Annotated in this window: 17 protein-coding genes and 2 pseudogenes; 12 read left to right on the top strand and 7 right to left on the bottom strand. The window is 68.8% G+C overall.

Annotated features, from left to right (window positions below):
* Positions 1 to 34: 34 nt before the first annotated feature.
* Positions 35 to 1,675, bottom strand: coding sequence for a flavin-containing monooxygenase (locus tag ACW17V_RS04685; protein WP_492107714.1), 1,641 nt, complete (start codon positions 1,673 to 1,675; stop codon positions 35 to 37).
* 220 nt (positions 1,676 to 1,895) lie between these two features.
* Between ACW17V_RS04685 and ACW17V_RS04680 the strand changes: the two are divergent.
* Positions 1,896 to 3,215: pseudogene (locus ACW17V_RS04680) on the top strand (spinster family MFS transporter); the annotation flags it as partial.
* Between the two features lie 78 nt (positions 3,216 to 3,293).
* Here the strand turns inward: ACW17V_RS04680 and ACW17V_RS04675 are convergent.
* Positions 3,294 to 4,922, bottom strand: a complete 1,629-nt coding sequence (locus ACW17V_RS04675; protein ID WP_492107713.1) for an ABC-F family ATP-binding cassette domain-containing protein — start codon at positions 4,920 to 4,922, stop codon at positions 3,294 to 3,296.
* Positions 4,923 to 5,349: 427 nt separating this feature from the next.
* On the opposite strand from ACW17V_RS04675, the gene ACW17V_RS04670 reads away from it, so the two are divergent.
* From ACW17V_RS04670 to ACW17V_RS04660, 3 genes are read left to right on the top strand one after another with little or no spacing between them, the layout of a single operon-like run.
* On the top strand, positions 5,350 to 7,035 hold the full coding sequence (locus tag ACW17V_RS04670) for an MFS transporter (RefSeq protein ID WP_492107712.1): 1,686 nt from the start codon (positions 5,350 to 5,352) through the stop codon (positions 7,033 to 7,035).
* Positions 7,032 to 8,174 (top strand): HlyD family secretion protein, encoded by a 1,143-nt coding sequence (locus tag ACW17V_RS04665; RefSeq protein WP_492107711.1) that lies wholly within the window; start codon positions 7,032 to 7,034, stop codon positions 8,172 to 8,174. The genes ACW17V_RS04670 and ACW17V_RS04665 overlap by 4 nt, the downstream gene beginning before the upstream one ends.
* Positions 8,174 to 9,556, top strand: a complete 1,383-nt coding sequence (locus tag ACW17V_RS04660; protein ID WP_492107710.1) for an efflux transporter outer membrane subunit — start codon at positions 8,174 to 8,176, stop codon at positions 9,554 to 9,556. The genes ACW17V_RS04665 and ACW17V_RS04660 overlap by 1 nt, the downstream gene beginning before the upstream one ends.
* Before the next feature lie 99 nt (positions 9,557 to 9,655).
* Here the strand turns inward: ACW17V_RS04660 and hutC are convergent, their stop codons facing one another.
* Both hutC and ACW17V_RS04650 read right to left on the bottom strand, forming a co-directional pair.
* On the bottom strand, positions 9,656 to 10,366 hold the full coding sequence (gene hutC / locus ACW17V_RS04655) for a histidine utilization transcriptional repressor HutC (protein ID WP_492107709.1): 711 nt from the start codon (positions 10,364 to 10,366) through the stop codon (positions 9,656 to 9,658).
* A complete protein-coding gene (locus tag ACW17V_RS04650; protein ID WP_492107708.1) occupies positions 10,363 to 11,763 on the bottom strand; it encodes a formimidoylglutamate deiminase in 1,401 nt (466 codons plus the stop codon). The genes hutC and ACW17V_RS04650 overlap by 4 nt, the downstream gene beginning before the upstream one ends.
* An 84-nt stretch (positions 11,764 to 11,847) precedes the next feature.
* On the opposite strand from ACW17V_RS04650, the gene hutI reads away from it, so the two are divergent.
* The 4 genes from hutI to hutU all read left to right on the top strand — a co-directional run bounded on the left by hutI (position 11,848) and on the right by hutU (position 17,222).
* Complete coding sequence (gene hutI, locus ACW17V_RS04645; RefSeq protein WP_492107707.1) at positions 11,848 to 13,053, top strand: imidazolonepropionase; 1,206 nt, start codon at positions 11,848 to 11,850, stop codon at positions 13,051 to 13,053.
* A gap of 2 nt (positions 13,054 to 13,055) precedes the next feature.
* The gene (gene hutH / locus ACW17V_RS04640; protein WP_492108738.1) at positions 13,056 to 14,588 is read left to right on the top strand and encodes a histidine ammonia-lyase; all 1,533 of its coding nucleotides are present in this window, start codon (positions 13,056 to 13,058) and stop codon (positions 14,586 to 14,588) included.
* Between the two features lie 154 nt (positions 14,589 to 14,742).
* Positions 14,743 to 15,570: an N-formylglutamate deformylase gene (hutG, locus tag ACW17V_RS04635; protein WP_492107706.1), complete on the top strand. Its 828-nt coding sequence runs from the start codon at positions 14,743 to 14,745 to the stop codon at positions 15,568 to 15,570.
* Positions 15,567 to 17,222: a urocanate hydratase gene (gene hutU, locus ACW17V_RS04630; RefSeq protein ID WP_492107705.1), complete on the top strand. Its 1,656-nt coding sequence runs from the start codon at positions 15,567 to 15,569 to the stop codon at positions 17,220 to 17,222. The genes hutG and hutU overlap by 4 nt, the downstream gene beginning before the upstream one ends.
* A 143-nt stretch (positions 17,223 to 17,365) precedes the next feature.
* Here hutU and ACW17V_RS04625 read toward each other — a convergent pair whose 3' ends face one another.
* Positions 17,366 to 18,919 carry a glycine betaine ABC transporter substrate-binding protein gene (locus ACW17V_RS04625; RefSeq protein WP_492107704.1) on the bottom strand — a complete coding sequence of 518 codons (1,554 nt, stop codon included), beginning with the start codon at positions 18,917 to 18,919 and terminating at the stop codon, positions 17,366 to 17,368.
* A complete protein-coding gene (locus tag ACW17V_RS04620) occupies positions 18,912 to 19,703 on the bottom strand; it encodes an ATP-binding cassette domain-containing protein (RefSeq protein WP_492107703.1) in 792 nt (263 codons plus the stop codon). Before ACW17V_RS04620 ends, ACW17V_RS04625 begins: the two co-directional genes overlap by 8 nt.
* A gap of 144 nt (positions 19,704 to 19,847) precedes the next feature.
* Here ACW17V_RS04620 and ACW17V_RS04615 point away from each other — a divergent pair, with 144 nt between their 5' ends.
* Complete coding sequence (locus tag ACW17V_RS04615) at positions 19,848 to 20,030, top strand: hypothetical protein (protein WP_492107702.1); 183 nt, start codon at positions 19,848 to 19,850, stop codon at positions 20,028 to 20,030.
* Between the two features lie 532 nt (positions 20,031 to 20,562).
* Here the strand turns inward: ACW17V_RS04615 and ACW17V_RS04610 are convergent.
* Positions 20,563 to 20,856 (bottom strand): hypothetical protein, encoded by a 294-nt coding sequence (locus tag ACW17V_RS04610; protein WP_492107701.1) that lies wholly within the window; start codon positions 20,854 to 20,856, stop codon positions 20,563 to 20,565.
* A gap of 1,019 nt (positions 20,857 to 21,875) precedes the next feature.
* Between ACW17V_RS04610 and ACW17V_RS04605 the strand changes: the two are divergent.
* The 3 genes and pseudogenes from ACW17V_RS04605 to ACW17V_RS04595 form a co-directional block, all read left to right on the top strand.
* Positions 21,876 to 21,960 (top strand): annotated as a pseudogene (locus ACW17V_RS04605) (hypothetical protein); the annotation flags it as partial.
* Positions 21,954 to 23,015, top strand: coding sequence for an ATP-binding protein (locus ACW17V_RS04600; RefSeq protein ID WP_492108737.1), 1,062 nt, complete (start codon positions 21,954 to 21,956; stop codon positions 23,013 to 23,015). The pseudogene ACW17V_RS04605 and the gene ACW17V_RS04600, both read left to right, overlap by 7 nt.
* A 183-nt stretch (positions 23,016 to 23,198) precedes the next feature.
* Positions 23,199 to 24,599 carry a serine hydrolase domain-containing protein gene (locus ACW17V_RS04595; protein ID WP_492107700.1) on the top strand — a complete coding sequence of 467 codons (1,401 nt, stop codon included), beginning with the start codon at positions 23,199 to 23,201 and terminating at the stop codon, positions 24,597 to 24,599.
* Positions 24,600 to 24,751: the final 152 nt, after the last annotated feature.

Genomic DNA, 24,751 nt, shown 5'->3' with positions numbered 1-24,751 from the left:
GAGCGCGGCTCTTGCCGCGCTCGCATTCCTGGCCCTAGCCCGGGTTGCGCGCCGTGAAGTGGCACCCTTCGTAGCCCGCCGCCGCGACCCCGGCGCAGACCTCGGCGTAGCGGTTGAGGCCGCCGGCGAAGACGAAGAAGCCGCGCGGCTTACCCTCGATATTCGTCCCGGTGTACCAGGTGTCCGCCTTCACATAGAGGGTGCGATCCGCGATCTCGCAGACGGTCTGGCCCCAACGCGCTTGCGCGTCGGCCGTGGCCTCCACGGTCGCCAGGCCCTGGCGGCGCATGTGCAGGATGCAGTCCACCACCCAGTCGACGTTCATCTCGTCCAGCCGAATGTAGTTGGCCAGAATCGACGGACCGCTTGGGCCGCCGATGATGAACAGGTTCGGGAAGCCGTGCATCAGAAGCGCCAGGTAGGATTTTGGCCCATCGCGCCAGGCTTCACTGAGCTTCAGCCCGTCGCGGCCCGTGATGTCGATGGCCAGCATCGGGCCGGTCAGGGCGTCATAGCCTGTGGCCATGATGATCACGTCCAGCGCGATCTCGCGCCTTGCCGTCCGCAAACCCGCCGGGGTGAATTCGACGATCGGTTCCTCGAAGCAGTCCACCAGCGAGACGTGCGGCGCGTTGAACGTCTCGTAATACTGGGTGTCGAGACAGGGTCTGCGCGCATAGATCGGATAGCCGCGCGGCTTGAGCTTCTCGGCCGTCACCGGGTCCTTGACCGTCTGGCCGATCTTGTCGCGCACGAAGTCGGCGACGATCTCGTTGGCCGCGGCGTTGGTCAGAAGATCAGAGAACAGGCCCAGAAACTGCAGTGCGCCCTTGGCCCAGGCCTCCTCCATGAGTTCATTGCGCTCCTCGACGGTGACGCTGAACAGCGGGCGGGTCGAGAGCGGCCGGACACCACCGGTGAAGGTGGTGCGCGCCACCGCCCGCAGGCCGGCCATGTTCGCCTTCAACTGCGCGGCGTAGTCCCCCGAAATGGCAGCGTTGCGCATGGGGAGCGTGAAGCTCGGCGTGCGCTGGAAGACCGTAAGCGACTGGCAGGTCTCGGCGACCACGGGCGCGATCTGGATGCCGGAAGAGCCGGTGCCCACCAGGCCCACCCGCTTGCCCCGGAAATCGACCTCGTGATGGGGCCATTTGCCCGAGCGATAGAGCTCGCCTTCGAACCGGTCGGAGCCTGGAATGTCGACGGGCTTGGGCAAGGACAGCGGCCCGGTGGCCATGATCAGGTATTCGGATTCGAACTGGTCGCCCTGCTGGGTGGTCAGGGTCCAGACGCGCCGCTCATCATCGAAGGCGATGGTTTCCACCCGCGTGTCGAAAAGGTAGGCGGGTCTGAGGTCCAGGTGATCGGCGACAAAGTTGGCGTAGGCCAGGATCTCGGAGCCGGCCGCGAAGGTTTCGCTCCAGGTCCAGGCTTGCTCGATCGCGTCGGAAAAGGCGTAGCTATAGTCGATGCTCGTGACGTCGCACCGGGCGCCCGGGTAGCGGTTCCAGTACCAGGTGCCGCCGACGTCGCCGCCCGCTTCCAGGCCAAGCACCGACAGGCCTTCGCTCCGGAGTCGATGAACCGCGTACAGCCCGCCAAAGCCGGCGCCCACGACAATGGCGTCGGTGCGGCGCGCCTGCGCCCGGCGTGGATCAGCGGTCGTGATGGTCATTGCGGAGCGGCCCTACCAGCGAGGAGGCTACTGGTCGGCGTGGCGCACTCCGTTCTCAAGCCCGGCGCGCGTGCATCGGAACAAGATCACATAGGCGATATTGAGCGGCTGCGGCGACGCCGGGGGCCCCGTGGTCTGACACCCCCATAGCCTAGCGACCTGGAAAGCAACGAGCAGGTCCATGGCTGAACAGACATCTATCGGATCCCCGTCCGAGCAACCGGCGTGGTCCGCAGGCTATCGACGCTACGCCCTGGTGCTGTTGATGCTGATTTACGCGCTCAACATGCTCGATCGGCAGATCGTCACGATCCTGGCCGAACCGATGAAGTCTGATCTGAACCTCGCCGACTGGCAGATCGGCGCGGTCAGCGGCCTGGCCTTCGCGCTCTTCTACTCGGCGGTAGGCCTGCCGGTGGCGCGCCTGGCCGACCGCGGGGACCGCGTTCGACTGATCGCTGTCTCCTTGGCCATCTGGAGCGCATTTACCGCCGTCTGCGGTCTGGCTCGCTCTTTCCCGCAACTCATTCTGGCGCGGATCGGGGTCGGGATCGGCGAGGCCGGCTGTACGCCAGCGGCCCATTCGCTGATTTCCGAGTTCACACCGCGCGCCAAACTGGCCTCGGCCCTGGCTTTCTATTCCCTGGGCATTCCCCTCGGCTCGCTGTTGGGCCTGGCGGTGGGCGGCCTCATCGTAGACAGCCTTGGCTGGCGCGCGGCCTTCATGGCCGCCGGATTGCCTGGGTTGGGTGTGGCGGTCATCGCCGTTGTCACCCTGCGCGAGCCGCGTCGCCTGCGCCCTGCGCTCGCCATGCAGACCAACGGTCTGCGGTCCTTCATGGACGCGTTCGCCGAGCTGAAGCGCAAGCCCGCGTTCTGGCTGATCGCCTTCGCCGCCGCGCTGACGTCGTTTTCCTACTACGGTCAGTCCACCTTCTTCGGATCGCTGTTTCTTCGCAATCACGGCGAGGCGCTTACGCAGCTGGGGGCGAAGCTTGGGCTGGGGCCTGCGGGCCTGGCCGGTCTGGCCCTCGGGCTCATCATCGGACTCGGCGCCGGCGCGGGTACGGTGATCGGCGGCCGGCTGGCCGACCGCGCCGCGCGCGGCGGCATCGCCGGCTATGCTCGACAGCCGATGTTTGTCCTGCTGGCGTCCACGCCGTTCCTGGGCCTGATGCCCTTCGCGCCAAACCTTGCGCTGGCGCTGGCCGCCCTGATGGTCGGCGTGTTCCTGCACGCGATGGCCTACGGGCCGACTTTCGCCTCGGTCCAGGTTCTGGCAAGCGCCAACGTCCGCGCGACCGCCTCGGCGATACTGTTTTTCCTGACAAGCTTGATTGGTCTGGGGCTTGGGCCTCTAGCCGTCGGATCGGCCAGTGATCTCCTCAGCCCGACATTCGGGCCGGTCCAAAGTCTGAACATCGCCTGCGCGGGCGCTTCGATCACCATGTTGGCGTCGGTCATCTGTTTTGGCCTGGCGGCGAAGCGCATGGCGGCCGAACCGGCGGTCGCGGCCACGCCGGCCATGGCCAAGGCCTGACCTAGCGTTGCGTTCAGCCGTGACCGGATGACTGCACGAGGCCGGGACGAAACGAAGCGCCTCAAGAGGCAAAGGCCGCTACCCGCCCGGGTGCAGCCCCGGCGCTTCCTGGCCCGTGCGGGTGACATATTCCGTGTAGCCGCCACCGTACTGGTGGACGCCCTCGGGCGTCAGTTCCAGCACGCGGTTGCTCAGGGCCGCCAGGAAATGGCGGTCGTGCGAGACGAACAGCATGGTGCCCTCGAAGTCAGCCAGGGCCGCGACCAGCATCTCCTTAGTGGCCATGTCGAGGTGGTTGGTCGGCTCGTCCAGCACCAGCAGGTTGGGCGGATCGAACAGCATCTTGGCCATGACCAGGCGCGCCTTTTCGCCGCCCGACAGGACGCGACAGGGCTTTTCGACATCGTCGCCGGAGAAACCGAAGCAGCCCGCCAGGGTGCGCAGCGCGCCCTGGCCCGCCTGCGGGAACGAGCTCTCCAGAGACTCGAAGATCGTCTCCTCGCCGTCCAGCAGGTCCATGGAGTGCTGGGCGAAATAGCCCATCCTGACGCTAGCGCCGATATTGACTACGCCCTGGTCGGGCTTGGTGTCGCCGGCCACGAGTTTCAACAGCGTCGATTTGCCGGCGCCGTTGGCGCCTAGCACGCACCACCGCTCCTTGCGGCGCACCAGGAAATCCAGGCCGTCATAGATCGGCTGGGCACCATAGCCCTTGTGGACATTGCGCAGGCTGATCACGTCCTCGCCTGACCGCGGCGGGTTCTTGAACTCGAACTGGACCGACTGGCGACGGCGCGGCGCCTCGACGCGGTCGATCTTGTCGAGCTTCTTGACCCGGCTCTGGACCTGGGCGGCGTGCGACGCGCGCGCCTTGAACTTCTCGATGAAGTTGATTTCCTTGGCCAGCATGGCCTGCTGGCGCTCGTACTGCGCCTGGCGTTGCGCCTCGCTGAGCGCGCGCTGCTGGTCATAGAAGTCGAGATCGCCCGAATAGGTGATCAGGGAGCCGGCGTCGATCTCCACCACCTTGCCGATGATGCGGTTCATGAACGCGCGGTCGTGCGAGGTCATCAGCAGCGCGCCGTCATAGTTCTTGAGGAAGGCCTCAAGCCAGATCAGGCTTTCCAGGTCCAGGTGGTTGCTGGGTTCGTCCAGCAGCATGCCGTCGGGCCGCATCAGCAGAATGCGGGCCAGCGCCACGCGCATCTTCCAGCCGCCCGACAGCAGACCGACATCGCCGTCCATGCGTTCCTGGCTGAAGCTCAGGCCGGCCAGCACCTCGCGCGCCCGCGCGTCCAGGGCATAGCCGTCCAGTTCCTGGAAGCGTTCCAGCACCTCGCCATAGCGCTCGAGGATCGTGTCCATTTCGTCGGCCTTGTCCGGATCGACCATGGCCGCCTCGAGCCTGGCCATTTCGCTGGCCAGCGCGCTGACGGGGCCGACGCCGTCCATCACCGCGGCGACCGCGCTCTGGCCCGACATCTCGCCGACATCCTGGCTGAAATAGCCGATCGTCATGCCGGCATCGATCGCGACCAGTCCGTCATCGGGCTGCTCCTGCCCGGTGATCATGCGGAACAGCGTTGTCTTCCCGGCGCCGTTGGGGCCGACAAGCCCGACCTTTTCACCCTTCTGGATGCCCATCGAGGCTTCGATGAACAGGAGCTGGTGGCCGTTCTGCTTGGAGATATTGTCGAGGCGGATCATGGGGGGCTGCTAACCCGAGCGGAAGGAGAACGCCAGCCCCATGCTGCGGACAATCGCCTGCAGCGTCACTATGGAACCGTTCCGGATTCCGGAGGTTCACCGCCGGCGGCGCGCATGCGTTCGGCGCATGACCAGGCCTCTTGCGCTCGGACCCGATGAGCCTCGTCCCGTCTTCGGATGATACGAACAGGCGGGCCGGGTGGTCGGCGTCGAAACACCATGGCGGGTCCCCCTCACGGAAGTTTGCTGGAAAATCGTATGGCGCTCATCCAGGACCTGGACATCCAAGGTTTGACCCGTGAAGCGGGTCGCCCCACTGTCCGCAGGTTGGCAGACTTGGTGGAAAACATGTCGGGGATGATTCAGGTCGTTTCGCCGCCGCGAAAACGTACGAACTCCACCAGACGCTGCTAGCGCCGCCCGCGCCATGCCAGAGCACGGCCAGCAGATCGGACAGACGCCAGACTGGCTTCCGCATGAGCGCCCGATGCTGCCGGGCTCGCCATCCACACCTGATTTCCCGACCGGCTTCCGGATCGTACACGGCCTGATCAGCCTGTTGATCGGCGTCACCGGCTCGCTGGGCGCGGCGCTCGTCCAGGTCAATCTGCCCGCCATCCAGGGCTCGCTAGGCCTGAGCCCCACCCAGGGCGCCTGGCTGACCACGATCTACCTGATGACCAACATCTCGATGAACCTCCTGCTGGTGAAGTACCGCCAGCAGTTCGGCATCCGCCGGTTCGCCCTGGTTTTCCTGGGCGTCTACACGGTAGCGGCGTTCGCCCATCTGGCGCTCGACAACTTCGCCATGGCCCTGGTTCTGCGGGCGATCAGCGGCGTGGGAGCCGCCGCCCTGACGGCGCTGGCCATGTTCTACATGCTGCAGGCCTTTCCGGCCTCGTTCCGCATCGGCGCCCTGGTTTTGGGTGTCGGTGTTTCACAGCTCGGCGCGCCGCTGGCGCGGGTGATTTCAACCGGATTGCTCGACGCGGCCTACTGGCAGGGACTCTACGCGCTGGAGGCCAGCCTGGCCGCCGCCTCTCTGGCCGCCGTCCTCCTGTTTCGTCTCCCCCAGGGCGTCCGTATCCATGTGTTCGAGGGCATCGACGCGCTGACCTTCGCCCTTCTGGGCGGAGGCCTCGGCCTGGTCGTCGCCATGCTGGGCCTGGGCCGCATCCTCTGGTGGTTCGAGACGCCATGGCTAGGCTGGTGTCTGGTGGTCGCCGTGATCATGCTGGTGGCGGGCAGCCTCATCGAGCACGGCCGGACGCACCCGCTGATCGACACGCGCTGGGTCGCCACGGGCGCCTTCCTGCGCTTCTGTCTGAACGTCGCCCTGGTGAGGGTGATCCTGTCGGAACAGACCGTCGGGGCTGCCGGCCTGATGCAGGCCCTGGGCCTGGCTCAGGAACAACAGCGCCTGCTCTACGGCGTCGTTCTTGCGGCGACGGCCGCAGGCATCGTGCTGAGCGCCATGACCCTCAATCAGAAGACCCTGGCGCCGCAGTTCCTGCTGTCGATCGTGCTGATCGCCGTCGCCGCCTTCATGGACGCGGGCTCTACGCTCCAGACAGGTCCTGGCCAGCTCTTCGTCAGTCAGGCCCTGCTGGCCTTCGCCGCGGCCATGTTCCTGGGTCCATCTTTCATGTTCGGCATCGGCCAGCTTCTGAACAGGGGCCTGGGCTCGATCATCACCTTCTCCGTCATGTTCGGCGTGGCCCAGAGCCTGGGCGGCCTGTTCGGCGCGGCCATGCTCGGGACCTTCCAGACCGTAAGGGCGCAACAACACGCCGTCGGGCTGGCAGAACGCCTGACCGGCGCCGATCCCACCGTCGCGGCGACACTGCAGAGCTACGCCGGGGTCTACGCCTCGACCCAGGCCGACCCCGCACTTCGCGCCGCCGACGCCGGCGCTCTGCTGACCCAGCAGGTGACACAGCAGGCCAACATCCTGGCCTTCAATGACGTCTTCCTGGTGATCGGCGTGATCGCCCTGGTCCAGTTCTTCTACGCCGGCTTCCTCTTCGCCCGACTGGCCATGCGCATGAAGGCCGCGGCAAACACCGCGCCCCAGACCGCCGGCCCCAACGTTCCCACCCGAGAGACCGCATGACCGACGCGCCCTCCCCGCCGCCAGGCCCCGCGACCCAACCCGCGCCTCAGCCGGAAGACCGCGCCGCCGCGGCCGCGCCGCCGCCCGTCAGGCCCAAGCCGCCCAGCGTACGGGCGATCATCGTCACCGTGATCGTTACCTTGGCGCTGGTGTCGCTGATCCTGTTCTTCTGGAAACTGCCGCCTTTCGCAGGGTCGGTCGAGCGAACCGACAACGCCTATATCCGTGGGCAGGTGACGGTGGTCGCGCCCCAACTCAGCGGCTACGTGGTCCGGGTCATGGCCCAGGACTTTCAGACGGTGGGCAAGGGGCAGCCGCTGTTCGAGATCGACAAGCGCATCTATGCCCAGCGCGTGGATCAGGCGCGCGCCACAGTGGCCGCCCGCGAAGCCGATCTGGCCAATTCGACCCAGGCCCGCGCCTCACGTGAAGCGGCCGTACTCAGCCGCGAGGCCGATATCGGCGCGGCCCAGGCGCAGGTCGAGCGGGCCCGCGCCGACCTGGATCGCGTCGCCGAACTCGCCACTGACGGCTCGGTTTCCCTGCGTGAGCGCGACCAGGCCCGCGCCGCCTTGCGGGCGGCCGAGGCGACCCTTTCGTCGGCCCGCGCCGGCCGTGAGATCGCCCGCCAGGACGTTCGGTCGGTCGGCGTTTCACGTCAGGGCCTGGAAGCGGCCGTCGCCGCCGCCCGGGCCGCGCTGCGGCTGGCCGAGATCGACATGACCAACACCGTCGTCGTCGCGCCCGCTGATGGCCAACTGGGCCAGGTCGGGGTTCGCCAGGGCCAGTGGGTCACCGCCGGCAGCCAGCTTGTCTCCCTGGTGCCGCCGCAGCGCTGGGTCATCGCCAACTTCAAGGAGCGCCAGTCAGGTCGCATGCGTCCCGGCCAGAAGGCCGAGATCACCGTCGACGCCCTGGGCGACCAGCGCTTCGCGGGCCGGGTCGAACAGGTCTCCCCCGCCACGGGCTCGGAATTCAGCATCCTGCCGCCCCAGAACGCGACGGGCAACTTCACCAAGATCGCCCAGCGCCTGCCGGTGCGCATCGTTCTGAATACCGGCCAACCCGACCTCGCCCGTCTGCGTCCGGGCATGTCGGTCCAGGCCGAGGTCGACACCAGCTCGAAAGACCGCCCGTGATGCGCCGCGCCCTGATCTGCATGGCCGGCGTGAGCGTCCTGGTGGCGTGCGCGACGCCCGGCCCCAGAACGTCATCGCCTGACGCGGCCGCCATCGTGCCGCCCGCAGGCTGGCGCGCCGAGGCGACCCTCTCGAACGATGCCGTCGCCGCCGATTGGTGGAAGACGTTCGGCGATCCCCATTTATCGGAACTTGTCGCGGCGGCCCTGGCGTACAACGCCGATCTTGGCGCGGCCGAGGCCCGGGTGCGCGAAGCCGAGGCTCAGAGCCGGCTGGCCAGCGCGGCGCTGCTGCCCTCCGTCAGCCTGACGGCGGGGGTTCAAAAGGCGCGCGACCTCAACGCCTTTGGCCAACCGTCCGTCACACTCGCGGCGCAGCCCCAGTTGCAGATCGCCTACGAGGTCGATCTGTGGGGCCGTCTGCGCGCCGCCGACGCCGCCGGCCGGGCCAATCTGCAGGCCAGCCGTGACGCTCGCGACGCCGCGCGACTTTCCGTATCGGCCGCCGTGGCGCGATCCTATGTGGCGCTGCTCTCGCTGGACGCTCAGTTGGCCACCGCGCGCGCAGCCCTGACCTCGCGCCAGGAGGCCGCCACCCGCGCGCGCCGACGAGCGCGCGAAGGCGTGACCTCCGACCTCGAACTGCGCCAGGCCGAAGGGGAGCTGGAAGCCTCCGCCCAGCGCGTCCCGGCTCTTGAACTGGCGATCCGGCGCCAGGAGTCGGCGCTGACCCTGCTTGTCGGGCAGACCTCCCAATCCGTGGCGCGGGGAACGCTGGGTGCGCTGTCCATCCCTCAGCCAACCGCACCATTGCCCTCCTCGCTTCTGGTCCGTCGCCCCGACATCGCCCAGGCCGAGGCCGTGCTCGCCGCGGCCGACGCCAACCTTGCCTCGGCGCGCGCGGCCTTCCTGCCTCAGGTGCGCCTTTCGGCGGCCGGTGGCGGCCTCTTTGTCGAGCATCTGGACCCCCTGACCGTCTGGAGCCTCGGCGCCAGCGCCCTGGCGCCGATCTTCGACGGTGGTCGTTTGCGCGCCCAGTCCAACGCGGCCACGGCCCGCCGCGACCAGGCCGCCTTCGGCTATCGCAAAGCCGCTCTCACCGCGTTTGGCGAGGTCGAGAGCGCGCTGGAGGGGACCGGCCGTCTGGCCGAACAGGAAGAAGCGGCCGTTCGACAGCGCGCCGCCGCCGCCTCGGCCCTGGATCATGCCCGCAAGCGCTACCAGGCCGGCTACGTCGCCTATCTGGAGGAGCTCGACGCCCAGCGCGGACTGCTTGCGACCGAGACAGTCCTGTCCCAGGTCCGTGAGGCGCGGCTGCAGAACGCCGTGGCGCTCTATCAGGCTCTCGGCGGCGGCTGGGCCGTTGGACCGCCCAAAGACTGACCGTCTCCTCTCCTCGACTGCCTGGCTGTGCTGCTCGGCGTCGAGCGAACGATGGTGACCCGCGCTGCCGCCTTCAGCCCCGGGGAACTTGTGGGGCCTCTAGGTTCCCGGTCCGAACCGCGCGATCAGGTCATAGGCCTCGCCCGGGAACACCTGCCGCACGCGTGTGACGTGTTCGCCGGCGCGCCAGGTGCGGCGGTCGACGACCAGGCAGGCGGCGCCTTCGTCAAGGTCGAGCAGGGCGGCGACGTCGGCGTCGGCGTTGACGGCGCTGATCCGGCTTTCGGCCTCGGTCCAGGCGACATGGTCCAACAGCCAGGCGCCCGGCGGGGTCGCCGACAGGTCGGCGGTCGCGGCGTCCGGCGCGGTCTTCAGGCTGATCAGGCGGCGCTCCAGCGCGAAGGGTCGGCCGCCGGCGTCGTGGACGCCTTCCAGCGCCAGAAGCTTGCCGCCCGCCGCGAGTTCGCGCTCGTCGGCGTTTCCGCGCTCGGCGCTGCGCACATGGCTCGACAGCAGGCGGAAGGCGTAGGTCTCGCCGCGCGACAGGATGGCCGACTGGATGTCGGGGATGTTCAGCACCGGCGCATGCACCCGGGGCCGGGCCACGAACGAGCCGGCCCGCTTGCGGCGCACGATCAGCCCGGCCTCGACCAGGGCCGCCATCGCCTTGCTGACCGTCATGCGGGCGCAGCCGTACTGGGCCATCAGCTCGGTCTCGAACGGCACGCGGTGGCCCGGCGGCCATTCGCCCGAGCGGATGCGGTCCTCGATATCGCCGCGGATGCGCTGGTGCAGCGGGGCCGAGCTCACGCCAGCAGAGCCTTCAGGGTCTGGCGATAGCGGGCGGCGACCGCTTCGCGGGCGTGGTGGCGACCGCCCTCGACCACCTGGCGGCCCTGGCGCCAGACGGTGTCGACGGCGCCGTGGCGGCCGGCGAAGACCAGGCTGTCGATCAGGGCATCGCCCTCGCGCCCGATCAGGGCGGGATGCTCAGCGTCCAGGGTGATGAAGTCGGCCGCCGCGCCGCGCTTCAGCCCGCCTCGCCCCGCGCCAAGCGCCTGGGCGCCGCCCGCGCAGGCGCCGCGCCACAGCTCGCCGCCGGTCGAGCGCCGAGGTCCGCCGGCCAGCACGTTGCGGGCGCGTCGGGTCAGGCGCTGGGCGTATTCAAGGGCCCGGACTTCCTCGGCAGCGTCGATCAGGATGTTGGAGTCGGTGCCCAGGCCGAAACTCCCGCCGGCCGCCAGATAATCGTGGGTCGGAAAAACGCCATCGCCCAGATTGGCCTCGGTGACCGGGCACAGGCCGGCCACGGCACCGCTCTTGGCCAGGCGCTCGGTCTCCATGGCGTTGATATGGGTGGCGTGGATCAGGCACCAGCGCTTGTCGACGGGCGTGTGGTTCATCAGCCAACGGACCGGACGCTGGCCGGTGGCGGCCAGGCAGTCGTCGACCTCTTTAGTCTGCTCGGCGACGTGCATGTGGATCGGGCCGTCGCCGGCCAGGGGCAGGATGGCGTCCAGCTCCTCAGCGGTCACCGCCCGCAGGCTGTGGGGCGCGATCCCGACCACCGCGTCAGGCGTTCCGGCGACGATCTCGCGGCAGCGCTCCACCAAGCGCGCGAAGCCGTCGACATCGTGGATGAAGCGTTTCTGCCCATCCGTGGGCGGCGCGCCGCCGAAGTTGGAATGGGCGTAGAACACCGGCAGCAGGGTCAGGCCGATGCCCGTCTCGTCCGCAGCCGCCGCGATGCGCACAGCCATCTCGGCAGGGTCGTCATAGAACCCGCCCGAAGGGTCGTGGTGCAGATAGTGGAACTCGCCCACGCGGGTGAAGCCGCCCTCCAGCATCTCGATCTGGCCCATGGCGGCGATGGTCTGGACGTCGTCGGGGGTGAGGCGTCCGAGGAAGCGGTACATCACCTCGCGCCAGGTCCAGAAGTTGTCGCCCGTGTCGCCCCGCGCCTCGGCCAGGCCCGCCATGGCCCGCTGGAAGGCGTGGCTGTGAACATTGCCCAGCCCCGGCAGGGCCGCGCCGACGCCGATGGCGTCGCCGGCCGGGACGTCGGTGTCGATGCGGGCGATGCGGCCTTCTAACAGGGTCAGCCTGACGCCGCGTGCCCAGCCGTCGGCCAACAGAGCGCTCTGGCACCACACCACCGTCGATCCCGCGCCCCCATGGGCTTGGGCGGGATTCTCCGCTTCGGTCACTGGACAAACCTCATCGTTCGCAAATATGTCTATACATATTGAAGCGCCCCGCAAGGTCCCGGCGCGCGTCCTGGGAGGGAGCTCATGCGCTGTGATCGGGTATGGATCAATGCCCGTCTCGCCACGCTGGATCCTGCCCACGAAGGCCTGGGGGAGGTCGACCATGGCGTGATCGCCGCGCTGGGCGGCCGCATCGCCTATGCCGGCGCAAAGGCCGACGCCCCCGCCTTTGAAGCCGCCGAAATCATCGACTGCGAGGGCCGCTGGATCACCCCCGGCCTGATCGATCCGCACACCCATCTGGTGTTCGCCGGCGACCGCGCCCACGAGTTCGAGCTGCGTCTGGCCGGCGCATCCTACGAAGAGATCGCCCGGGCCGGCGGCGGCATCGTCTCGACCATGACCGCCACCCGCGCGGCGTCTGAAGACGATCTGGTCCTCGCCGCCCTGCACCGCCTGGACGCCCTGATCGCCGAGGGCGTGACCACGGTCGAGATCAAGTCCGGCTATGGCCTGTCGCTGGAACATGAGCTGAAGAGCCTGCGCGCCGCCCGAGCCCTGGCCGACTGCCGTTCAATCGATATCCGCACCACCCTGCTGGGCGCCCACGCCCTGCCGCCGGAGTTCAAGGGCGACCCGGAGGCCTATATCGATCTCGTCTGCAAGCAGATGATCCCCGCCGTTGCGGACGCGAAGCTGGCCGAGGCGGTCGACGTGTTCTGCGAAGGCATCGGTTTCACCCCCGCCCAGACGCGGCGGGTGTTCCAGGCGGCCCACGCCCGGGGCCTGAAGATCAAGGTCCATGCCGAGCAGCTGTCCAACCAGAACGGCGCGGCCCTGGCCGCCGAGTTCTGGGCGCTGTCAGCCGACCATCTGGAGCACCTGGATCAGTCCGGCGTCGAGGCGATGGCCGCCGCCGGCATGGTCGCCACCCTGCTGCCGGGCGCCTTCTATTTCACGCGGGAACACAGGCTGCCGCCCATCGACGCCCTGCGCGCCGCCGGCGTGCCGATGGCTCTGGCCACCGACTGCAACCCCGGCACCTCGCCCCTGACCTCGCCGCTGCTTGTGATGAACATGGCCGCCACCCTGTTTCGCATGACGGTCGAGGAATGCGTCGCCGGCGCCACCCGCGAGGCCGCCCGGGCGCTGGGCCTGCTGGCCGACCGGGGGACCCTGCAGGCCGGCAAGGCCTGTGACCTCGCCATCTGGGACATCGAGCGTCCCGCCGAGCTTGTCTATCGCATGGGCTTCAACCCGCTCCATGCCCGCGTCTGGAAGGGTCATTGACCATGGTTGTGCTGCATCCCGGCGAAGTCTTCCTGATGGAGTGGAAGAAGGTCTATCGCGGCGCGCACGCCAGACTGCACGACGGCGCCTGGCCGGTGATCGAGGAAAGCGCCAGTGCGGTCGAACGCATCCTGGCCCGGGGCGAGCCGGTCTATGGGATCAATACCGGCTTTGGAAAACTGGCCAGCGTCCGCATCGGCGACGAGGACCTGGAGACGCTCCAGCGCAACATCGTCCTGTCCCACGCCGCCGGCACGGGCGAGCCGTCGCCGGTTCCCGTGATCCGGCTGATGATGGCCCTGAAGCTGGCGAGCCTGGCCCAGGGCGCCTCGGGCGTGCGGGCCGCGACGGTCAGGCTGCTGGAGGCGATGCTTGTCCAGAACCTGACGCCCGTGATCCCCTGCCAGGGCTCGGTCGGCGCCTCAGGCGATCTGGCGCCGCTGGCCCACATGGCCGCGACCATGATCGGGGTCGGCGAGATCTTCATCGACGGCGTCCGCGTCCCGGCCGCCCAGGCCCTGGAAGACGCCGGCCTGACGCCGCTGGTGCTGGGTCCCAAGGAGGGCCTGGCCCTGCTGAACGGCACCCAGTTCTCCAACGCCAACGCCCTGGCCGCCCTGTTCGAGGCCGAGCTGCTGTTCCAGTCCGCCCTGATCACCGGCGCCCTGTCGACCGAGGCCGCCAAGGGCTCGGACACCCCCTTCGATCCGCGCATCCACCTGCTGCGCCGCCATGTCGGCCAGATCGAGACGGCCGCCGCCCTGCGCGGCCTGATGGCCGGCTCGGCCATCCGCGCCTCGCATCTGAAGGAGGACGAGCGGGTCCAGGATCCCTACTGCCTGCGCTGCCAGCCCCAGGTGATGGGCGCGGCGCTGGACGTGCTGAAACAGGCGGCGACCACCCTGGCCACCGAGGCCAACGGCGTGTCGGACAATCCACTGATCTTCCCAAGCGACGTGGAGGGCGGCGACGAGGCCCTGTCCGGCGGCAACTTCCACGCCGAGCCGGTAGCCTTCGCGGCCGACATGATCGCCCTGGCCGTCTGCGAGATCGGCTCGATCGCCGAGCGTCGCATCGCCATGCTGGTCGACCCAGCCCTGTCGGGCCTGCCGGCCTTCCTGACGCCCAAGCCGGGCCTCAACTCCGGCTTCATGATCCCGCAGGTCACGGCGGCGGCCCTGGTGTCGGAGAACAAGCAGAAGGCCTATCCGGCCAGCGTCGACTCCATCCCCACCTCGGCCAATCAGGAAGACCACGTCTCGATGGCCGCCCACGGCGCGCGGCGCCTGCTGGCCATGGTCGAGAGCGCCACGGCGGTGATCGCCATCGAGCTGCTGGCGGCGGCCCAGGGCTGCGACTTCCATGCGCCGCTGAAGTCCAGCGAGGTGCTGGAGGCGGTGCGGGGGCTGGTGCGCAAGCAGGTTCCGCACCTGGACGACGACCGGCACTTTCACCCGGACATGGAGGCCGCCAACCGGCTGGTCCGCTCCGGCGCGGTGATCGCGGCGGCGAGCGATCTGCCGGGGGTGGTGTGATGTCCCGCCAATTCCCGCTCTCCCCGGCGAAGGCCGGGGCCCAGATTCAGCCTGAGCATTTGGGGATGACGCGCCTTCCGACCCAGCCAGAACAACTCCCGCTCGGGGTTCGATCTGGGCCCCGGCCTTCGCCGGGGAGAGCGGAGTTTTGGGCATGACAGCGCCAAGCTGGCTCGCCGTCCATAGCGGCCACGCCCCGCTGATCGTCAGCCTGCCGCACACCGGAACCGAGATCCCGCCGGAGATCGAGGCCCGCCTCGTCTCGCCCTGGCTGGCCCGCAAGGACGCCGACTGGTGGGTCGACCGGCTCTATGATTTCGCGACCGACCTGGGCGCCACCGTGATCCGCACGGCGATCTCGCGAACGGTGATCGACGTCAACCGCGACCCGTCCGGCGCCTCGCTCTATCCGGGCCAGACGACGACCGAGCTTTGCCCGACCACGACCTTCGACGGCGAGCCGCTGTATCGCGACGGCCTGGCGCCGGACGACGCCGAGATAAGCCGCCGACGCGTCGCCTATTTCGAGCCCTACCATGCGGCGCTGACTGACGAGATCGCCCGGCTGCGGCAAAGCCATGACCGCGTTGTGCTCTACGAGGCCCACTCGATCCGCTCGCTCGTGCCGCGCCTGTTCGACGGCCCGCTGCCGCAGTTCAATCTCGGGACCAACAGCGGCGGCAGCTGCGACCCCGCCCTGACGGCGGCGGTCGAGGCGGCTTGCGACGCATCAAGCCTGAGCCGCGTTACCAACGGTCGCTTCAAGGGCGGCTGGACCACGCGCCACTACGGCCAGCCGTCGGAGGGCGTCCACGCCCTCCAGATGGAGCTGGCCTGCCGGGGCTACATGGACGACCCGGCCGAAGCGCCGACGCCCAACACATGGCCCGCCCCTTATCGTCCCGACCAGGCCGCGCCGATGCGCGCGGTGCTGGGCGAGGTTCTTTCCGCCTGCATCGCCTTCGCCAGGGATCCCGCATGACCCGCATCGACAACAGCCGCGTCATCCGCGCCGCCACCGGAACCGAGCTGACCGCCAAGTCGTGGCTGACCGAAGCGCCCCTGCGTATGCTGATGAACAACCTGCATCCCGACGTCGCCGAGCGGCCCGAGGAGCTGGTGGTCTATGGCGGCATCGGCCGCGCCGCGCGCGACTGGGAAAGCTTCGACAGGATCGTCGAGACCCTGCGCCGGCTGGAGGACGACGAGACCCTGCTGGTCCAGTCGGGCAAGCCGGTCGGCGTGTTCAAGACCCATGCAGACGCGCCCCGGGTGCTGATCGCCAATTCCAACCTCGTCCCCCGCTGGGCGACCTGGGAGCATTTCAACGAACTGGATCGCAAGGGCCTGGCCATGTACGGCCAGATGACCGCCGGCTCGTGGATCTATATCGGCGCCCAGGGCATCGTTCAGGGCACCTATGAGACCTTCGTCGAGATGGGGCGCCAGCACCATGGCGGCGACCTGTCGGGCAAGTGGCTGCTGACGGCGGGCCTGGGCGGCATGGGCGGAGCCCAGCCGCTGGCCGCGGTGATGGCCGGAGCCTCGTGCCTGGCCATCGAGTGCCAGCCTTCGCGGATCGAGATGCGGCTGCGCACCGGCTATCTGGACCGGTCGACCGACAGCCTCGACGAGGCCCTGGCCTGGATCGCGCAGGCCAAGAGCCCGATCTCGGTCGGTCTGCTGGGCAACGCCGCCGAGCTGCTGCCGGCGATGTTCCAGCGCGGCGTCCGGCCCGACCTGCTGACCGACCAGACCAGCGCCCATGATCCGATCAACGGCTATCTGCCCGCCGGCTGGACGATCAAGCAGTGGGCGACCGCAAAGGAGCGCGACCCGGAAAGCGTCAACCGCGCCGCCCGCGCCTCGATGGCCGTGCACGTCCAGGCCATGCTCGACTTCCAGGCCGCCGGGGTCCCGACCGTCGACTATGGCAACAACATCCGCCAGATGGCGCTGGAGGAAGGCGTGACCAACGCCTTCGACTTCCCGGGCTTCGTGCCGGCCTATATCCGCCCGCTGTTCTGCCGGGGCATCGGCCCGTTCCGCTGGGCGGCGCTGTCGGGCGATCCGGAGGACATCGCCAGGACCGACGCCAAGGTCAAGGAACTGATCCCCGACAATCGCCACCTGCATCACTGGCTCGACATGGCGGCCGAGAGGATCAAGTTCCAGGGCCTGCCGGCGCGGATCTGCTGGGTGGGCCTGGGCGATCGCCATCGCCTCGGCCTGGCCTTCAACGCGATGGTCGCCAGCGGGGAGCTGAAGGCTCCCATCGTCATCGGCCGCGATCATCTGGATAGCGGTTCGGTCGCCTCGCCCAATCGCGAGACCGAGGCGATGCGCGATGGCTCGGACGCGGTGTCGGACTGGCCGCTGCTGAACGCCCTGCTCAACACCGCCTCGGGCGCCACCTGGGTGTCGCTGCACCATGGCGGCGGGGTGGGCATGGGCTTCTCGCAGCACGCCGGCATGGTCATCGTCGCCGACGGCACCGAGGCGGCGGCGCGGCGCTTGGCGCGGGTGCTGTGGAATGACCCGGCCAGCGGGGTCATGCGCCACGCCGACGCGGGGTATGAGATCGCAGTCGATTGCGCCCGGGAGAAGGGGTTGGACCTGCCGGGGATTCTGTAAATTGCAAACCCCGCTCTCCCCGGCGAAGGCCGGGGCCCAGATCGAACCCAGAGAGGCTGGTATTTGGGCTGGGGCAGAAGGCGCATCATCCCCAGACGCTCAGGCTGAATCTGGGCCCCGGCCTTCGCCGGGGAGAGCGGAGATTATTTGCCCCCCTCCAGCATCTTCGCCGCCTCCGCCGCGCTGAGCTTGTTCGCATCCCGGTCCACGGCGTAGTTGGCCGCCTGCATCCGCTTCACATCTATGCTTCCCGCCAGCGGCGACAGCGCTTCGGTCAGCCGCCGGTCCCCGGCCCGCTTGGGCGAGACCAGGATCACCGCGTCATAGGGCGGCAGAGCGCCCTTCGGATCGCCCAGCAGCACCAGGTCATCGGCCGCGATCCGGCCGTCGCTGGAAAAGGCCGAGATCACGTCGGCCTCGCCCGAGGCCAGGGCGCGGTACATGAAGGTGGGCTGGAACTGGCGGCGGGCCTTGAAGCTCAGGCCATAGGCGGTCTCGACGCTCTTCCATTCGGGGCGGGAGAAGAACTCCAGGTCGCCGCCCATGGTCAGGCCGCCGCCCTTGGCGGCGAGATCGGCCAGGGTCCTGATCCCCAGCCGCTCGGCGGTGTCGCGGCGCATGGCCAGGGCGTAGGCGTTCTCGAAGCCCAGAGGGGCCAGCAGCACGACGCCGTCCCTCTCCTTCAGACCGGTGCGCAGCTGGTCCAGCACCGCCTGCCGGCCGGGGTTGTCCTTGCGACCCAGCACATTGGCCCAGAGGGTGCCCGAATAGTCGACATAGGCGTCGATCTCGCCGGCCGCCAAAGCGCGATAGGCGACGGCCGAACCGAGGTTGATCCGTCGCTCAACCCGGGCGCCGCCCGCCTCCAGCCGGCCGGCCATCAGCTCGGCCAGCACATATTGCTCGGAGAAGTTCTTGGCCCCGATCACGTAGCTGGGCTGGCCCCGGCTCAACGCCACGCCGGCCAGGGGCGTCAGCGCTGCGACGAGGCCGAGGGCCAGACCGGCCAAGCCGGCGATCCAGCGACCAGGGGCCCGGCGGCCGACGCCGCTCTCGATAAGGCCCAGCAGTTGGTCGACCACCATGGCCAGAACCGCCGAAGCCGCGCAGCCGACCAGCACCGCCACCCAGTCCTCGGTCTGCAGGCCCGAGAAGATGTAGTCGCCCAGCGAGGTCTGGCCGACCGGGGTCGAGAGGGTGGCCGCGCCGATGGTCCACACCGCCGCCGTCCGCACCCCGGCCATGATCACCGGCAGGGCCAGGGGCAGCTCCACCCGCCAAAGCCGCTGGCGGTCGGTCATGCCGACGCCGCGCGCCGCCTCGACCACGGCCGGATCCACCCCGGTCAGGCCCGCCGCCGTGTTCCGCAGGATCGGCAGCATCGAATAGAGGGTCAGGGCCAGCAGCGACGGCAGGAAGCCCAGGGCCGAAAAACCGTGGCCCAGCATCCGCTCGCTCAGGCCCGACAGCAGCAGCAGCAGCGGGAAGAACAGGGCCAGCAGGGCCAGGCTGGGAATGGTCTGCACCAGCCCCGCCAGCGACAGCGACACCCAGCGCAGGCGGGGATGGCGCGCCGCCAGCACGCCCAGCGGCAGGGCGATCAGCAAGCCCAGGGCCAGGGCGGCGGCCGACAGGGCTACGTGCCAGCCCAGTCGCTCGGGCAGCAGGGTCAGGGCCTGATGCAGGCGATCATCCATGGGTCGCCCCCCCTTGCGAGAGCCTCGCCAACTTCTCGGCCTGACGGCGCGGGGCGTCGATCAGGGCGGCGACGCGGGGGTCGGCGTGACCGCCGGACAGCAGGGCGGCGGGTGTGTCGTCGGCGATGATCTCTCCGCCTCGCTTTCCGGCCGCCATGACCACGATCCGGTCGGCGGTCAGCAGGGCCTCGCCGACATCGTGGGTGACCATCACCGTGGTCAGGCCCAGCGCGTCATGCAGACGCCGGACATCTTCGGCCAAGGCGACGCGGGTCACGGGGTCGAGGGCGCCGAACGGCTCGTCCATCAACAGGATCGACGGCTCGGCGGCCAGGGCCCGGGCGACGCCCACCCGCTGGCGCTGACCGCCCGACAGCTCGGCCGGCAGACGCGCGACGATGTCGCGGGGCAGCGCGACCAGATCGAGCAGCGTGTCGACCCGCCCGGCGATCCTGTCGGCCGGCCAGTCGAGCAGGCTGGGGGTGATGCCGATATTCTGGGCCACCGTCATGTGGGGAAACAGGCCCACCTCCTGGAAGACATAGCCGATGCGGCGTCGCAGGGCCGGGCCGGGCTGCCCGGCCACATCCTGGCCGTCGATCAGCACGCGCCCGTTGGTCGGGACGATCAGGGCGTTGATGGTCTTGAGCAGGGTGGTCTTGCCCGCCCCCGATCCGCCGACCAGGGCCACGAACTGGCCCCGGGCGATCGACAGGCTGGCGCCCGTCAGCACCGGGGCGCCGTCGTAGGTCTTGCCGATCTGGTCAAGGGTGATGGTGGTCATGCGGTCTCCGGCGGCGCGCCCTACCCTCGCGCGGATCGGGGCCGAGGCAAAGCCCGGGTGCGACAAGGCGGCGCGCGGCGAATGTCGCAGTGGCGAGGAACCGACTCACTCTCGATCCTGTTGAGGGTTAATCGGAGATCACAGATGGCCTCGCCCCTGCAGTCCGCCCCCTTCGACGCCCGCCGCGCCAGGCGCCGCGCCAGCCATTGGCCGCTGGGCCTGTCGGTGCTGGTCATGACCGTGGCCAATGCGGCCCTGTGGTATGCGATCTACGCCCTGACCCACGGCGTGTTCGCCCTGGATCCGCGGTTCTTCGCAGGGCTTTGACCGTCACTGTCGGACACGGCTCGGCGCCCTCGCGCTTTCGCTACGATGGTGTGGGAAGGGTCGCGGAGCGTCCGGACGACGTCCGGATGAGAGATAGAGATTACCGTTTCGACGAAGCCGTCCGCTCCGCGTGGTCGTTATCCGTCAGCGTCCCGTCAGGTGGCCCTGTTCAGGCCTTACCGGGAGCTGTTCCGCCAGGTTTCCCGAGCAGAGCAGCGGTCGAGGCGGGCGAGCCAATCTAATGACTAATGAACACACCCGTCTGTCCTCATCCACGCCCACGGCGGGCGGGTCCGGCCAGCAACCAGATCCCCGGACCGGTCGAGTATCCCCCTCGACCCCAGTCCCGCTCGATCACCCCCCGCCGCCGCAATGGTCGCTGGCCTTGCGCCCTTCCCGTGCGACGAGGTGAGACAAGAATACGGGCGGTTTCAGCGCGTCTGATGGGCGCGCTCCGTTTACTTTCAGCGCGTTGATTTTGCTAGACTCTAGCCAGAACTGTTCGGGGACAGAGGACAGCCTATCCCCGTGCTCAAACCTTCGACCGCCGCTTCCTGAGATAGGCGTCGATTCGAGCCTCTTCCTCACGACTTGCCCAAAACGCATAGACAAAGGCGATACCGAGCCCTGCCGTTAGCAGCACGCCCAGCGACATCAGCGCAATGTGGAGCCAGACCGAGAACGGGTCATCAACGATGCGACCATGACTGCTGTAGGCGCCCGTGGTTATCGCGTGAAACGTCATCCGCGCGCCAAGGCCCGCAGCGCCAAGCGAAACGATAGCCCACAAGCCGGTTTGAAGGCGCTTTCTGGTCGATAAACTCATGCGGAAAACCCTGGGCCGTCGGCCTTAAGAACCCATTGCTCATGCTCACCCGAGCATCCACCCAGCCCCGCCCCAAACCTGGGCCTTGTTTTGGCCCAGCCGGGATGAGCCTATTGTCGCTCAGGGCTGAACGGTCCGATTTCTCGCATCGACCGGATCGGTGCGCGGCGGTGGAGGCGTAGGTGGCGTTCTGGAAACGGCGCAAGTCGATTTCCAATCTCGCGATCGACCAGGTGGCCGCGTTCTACGCGCAGCTGGCCGAGGGCGCGATGGTCGCCGACGCGAGCGGCCGCCTTCTGATGGTCAATGCCGAGGCCGCGCGCATTCACGGCGCGACGCACCTGAAGATCGGCCCCGAAGACTACGCCAGGGCCTATTCGCTGCGCACCCTGGACGGCGCGCCGCATCCGCCCGCCGACCTGCCGCTGGCCCGCGCCGTGCGGGGCGAGGTGGTCAGCGAGGCGCGCTGGCGCATCGTGCGGCCCGACGGGGTTTCGGTGCTGGCGATCGGCGGCGCCTCTCCGGTCCGTGACGAGGCCGGCGTCCAGATCGGCGCGGTGCTGACGGTCCGGGACGACACCGCCCGCGATGTGGCCGAGCAGGAGCTGCGCCGGCTGAACCTGGGCCTGCAGGCCGAGATCAAGGCCCGGGCCGCCGAGCTGAGCCGCGCCTGGGAACTGAGCGCCGACTTCCTGGCCATCTGCGGGCTGGACGGGCTGATGACCGCCTGCAATCCGGTCTGGAGCCGCCGCCTGGGCTTTGACGAGACGACACTGTTCATCACCCCCTTCTGGGACCTGGCGCCGCTGGAGGACCAGGAGCACGCGGCCGCCAACTTCGCCGTGACGCGGGGCCGCAAGGCGCCGGTGGACTTCACCAGTCGGGTGGTGGGCCTGGAGGGCCGGGTCTTCACCGTGCACTGGACCCTGGTGGCCGAGAAGGACCGCATCTACATCTCGGGCCGCGACGCCACGCTGGAAACCAGCACCGCCGCCGAGCTGGAAGACGCCCACGCCGCCCTGCGCCAGGCCCAGAAGATGGAGGCCATCGGCCAGCTGACCGGCGGGGTGGCCCACGATTTCAACAACCTGCTGACCGTGATCCGCTCCAGCGTCGACCTGCTGCGCCGTCCCGACCTGGATGAGCGCCGGCGACGGCGCTATATCGACGCGATCGGCGAGACGGCCGACCGAGCCGCGCAACTGACCGCCCAGCTGCTGGCCTTCGCCCGCCGCCAGCCCCTGAAGATGGACGTGTTCGACGCCGTCGACAGCGTCCAGCGGCTGCAGGCCATGCTGCAGACCCTGGTGGGGGCCAATATCGCGCTGGAGGTCGAGTCGGCGTGCGAGACCTGCGCGGTGGAGGCCGACCGCGGCCAGTACGAGACGGCCCTGATCAACATGGCGGTCAACGCCCGCGACGCCATGGGCGGGCGCGGCCGACTGTCGATCCAGGTGTCCACCTCCGACGTGATCCCCGGCGGGCGGGCCGCCTCGGCGGTGTCCGGGCGCTTCATCGTGGTGGCCCTGACCGACACCGGGCCCGGCATCGCCGCCAGCCAGATGGAGCGGATCTTCGAGCCGTTCTACACCACCAAGGCCGTCGGCAAGGGCACGGGCCTGGGGCTGAGCCAGGTCTATGGCTTCGCCAGGCAGTCGGGCGGCGACGTGCGGGTCGGCAGCCTGCCGGGCCAGGGGGCCACCTTCTCGCTCTACCTGCCGGCCACGGCCAAGCGCCTGGCCGAGAAGGCCGCCCCGTTGGAGTCTACCGAGACCGTGGCGCCCCAGCGCCATCGCGTGCTGATGGCCGAGGACAATGTCGAGGTCGGGGCCTTTGGCCATCAACTGCTGACCGACCTTGGCTACACCGTCACCCTGGCCCGCAGCGCCGTCCAGGCCCAGGCGCTGCTGGAGGTCGATCCCGACGCGTTCGACGTGGTGTTCACCGACGTGGTCATGCCCGGCGAGATCAACGGCCTGCAACTGGCCAAGCGGCTGCGCGAGACCCGTCCCGACCTGCCGGTCATCCTGACCAGCGGCTACAGTGACGCCCTGGCCAACAGCGAAGGCCAGGGGTTCGACCTGCTGCAGAAACCCTATTCGATGGAAGCCCTGTCGCGGATCATCCAGCAGGGCGGACGGCCGACGGGCGCGGAGTGAGGGCTGGCGCGCTGCGCCCAATCCGAGTCCGAGCCATTCCTCGGCCACGGCGAGGTCCTTGATAAAGGCGCTCATCCAGCATTGTGCGCCCCCCGCCAGAGCTCCGTCCTGGCGCCGGCGACGGGCTTGGTCGGCAAAGGGCTATTCCCGTCATTTCAGAGTGGGCTTTCACCGAGACCGGCAATGTCTCGCCGTCGCGATCTGAAGGCCACCGTGCTCGAACTGCTTCTCGACCGCGCGCGTCGCCGACGACGGTATCCTGCAAACCTACGCGCGGTCAGCCCCTTGAAATACGGTCGCCAGAACGCGAGACTCTCGCGCCTGCGCATGGAAACCGAGATGAGCCCTTCTGGAACGATGTTCGCGCGGCGGGCTTTGCTGATGGGATCCGCGGCGCTGACCGTCAGCAGCGGGTCGACGCCTGCCCTCGCCCGTCCGCGAGCCCGATCCTTGGACGGCGACGGCGCCTGGGTTCCGTCGGAAGACCTGGTTGAGGCGCTTCCACGCTTCATGCGCATCGCCGGGGTCCCCGGCGTCGCCATTGCCGTCATAGACCGCGGAAAGCTCGCCTGGAGCCGCGGCTTCGGCGTGAAAAACGTGCTCACCCGCGACCCGGTGCGGGAGGACACGTTGTTTGAAGCGGCGTCGATGACCAAGCCGGTCTTCGCCTATGTCGTGATGCGGCTGGTCGATGAAAAGCGCCTCGACCTCGACACGCCGCTCGTCGCCTACCGCCGGCCTGAGAATCTGGGGAATGACCCGAATCTGGAACGGATCACGGCCCGGCATGTGCTGGCGCATTCGACCGGCTTGCCCAACTGGGCTTCCGCGCCGCTCGTCACCAGTCAAACGCCTGGATCGCGTTACACCTATTCGGGCGAAGCCTTCATCTGGCTGCAGTTGGTGGTCGAGACGATCATGGGAATGGGCCTTGGCAGCGTGATGCAGGCCAGGCTGTTCGGCCCGGCGGGAATGTCTCACAGCACCTTCGGCTGGGACGAACAGATCGCCCGGTCGGCGGTCTTTGGCCATTCCGAGCCTCCGGAAGGCGAGCAGGCGCTTCCCCCCCAGCCCACGCGCGAGCTGGGCGACCGGCTGCTTCGGGTCGCGTCGCGGTGGCGCAAGCCGATCGCGTCATGGACCTATGAGGATTCGATCGCGGCGATGCGCGAGACCGCTCCAGAGACGGCGCCGTCGACCCACGACCTGCTGGTCAATTCGGCGGGCGGGCTCCTGACGACGGCGTCCGACTATGCGAAGTTCATGCTGCTGATGATGGACCGGCCGGGGCGGGCGGACTGGGAGATCAGCGATGCGACCCGGCGGGCGATGCTGACCCCCCAGCTCGACGTACGCGGGCGCGACATTTCGCGCGGCCTGGGTTGGGAGCTGGAACAATCCTCAGCGGGCCCGCTGTTCCAGCACAGCGGCAGCAATTACGGGATCTTCAAAACGCTGGGCGTCGGCGACGCACGCCGCGGGCGCGCGATCGTCGTCTTCACCAATGCCGCGAACGGAAATGCGCTTGCGGCCCTGATCGTTCGGCAGGCCACCGGGATCGACCGGCTGAAGTCCTTGATCTAGTCGGCGCTCTGAAATCCACTCTCGAACAGACCTGCAACCGGTCCGCTTTCGGCGCCGCAAATCTCATGGCCAGCAGCGATGCATCCCCTTGTTCCAGGGCGGGAATGACGGAGTGTTGGGGTAGAAACAGAAGCCAGACCAGACGCTCAGAG

The sequence above is a fragment of the Caulobacter sp. FV2ye17ST genome (genome assembly GCF_058680955.1).
Note: the sequence above shows the minus strand (reverse complement) of the source record. Positions and strands in the feature narration are given on the sequence as shown.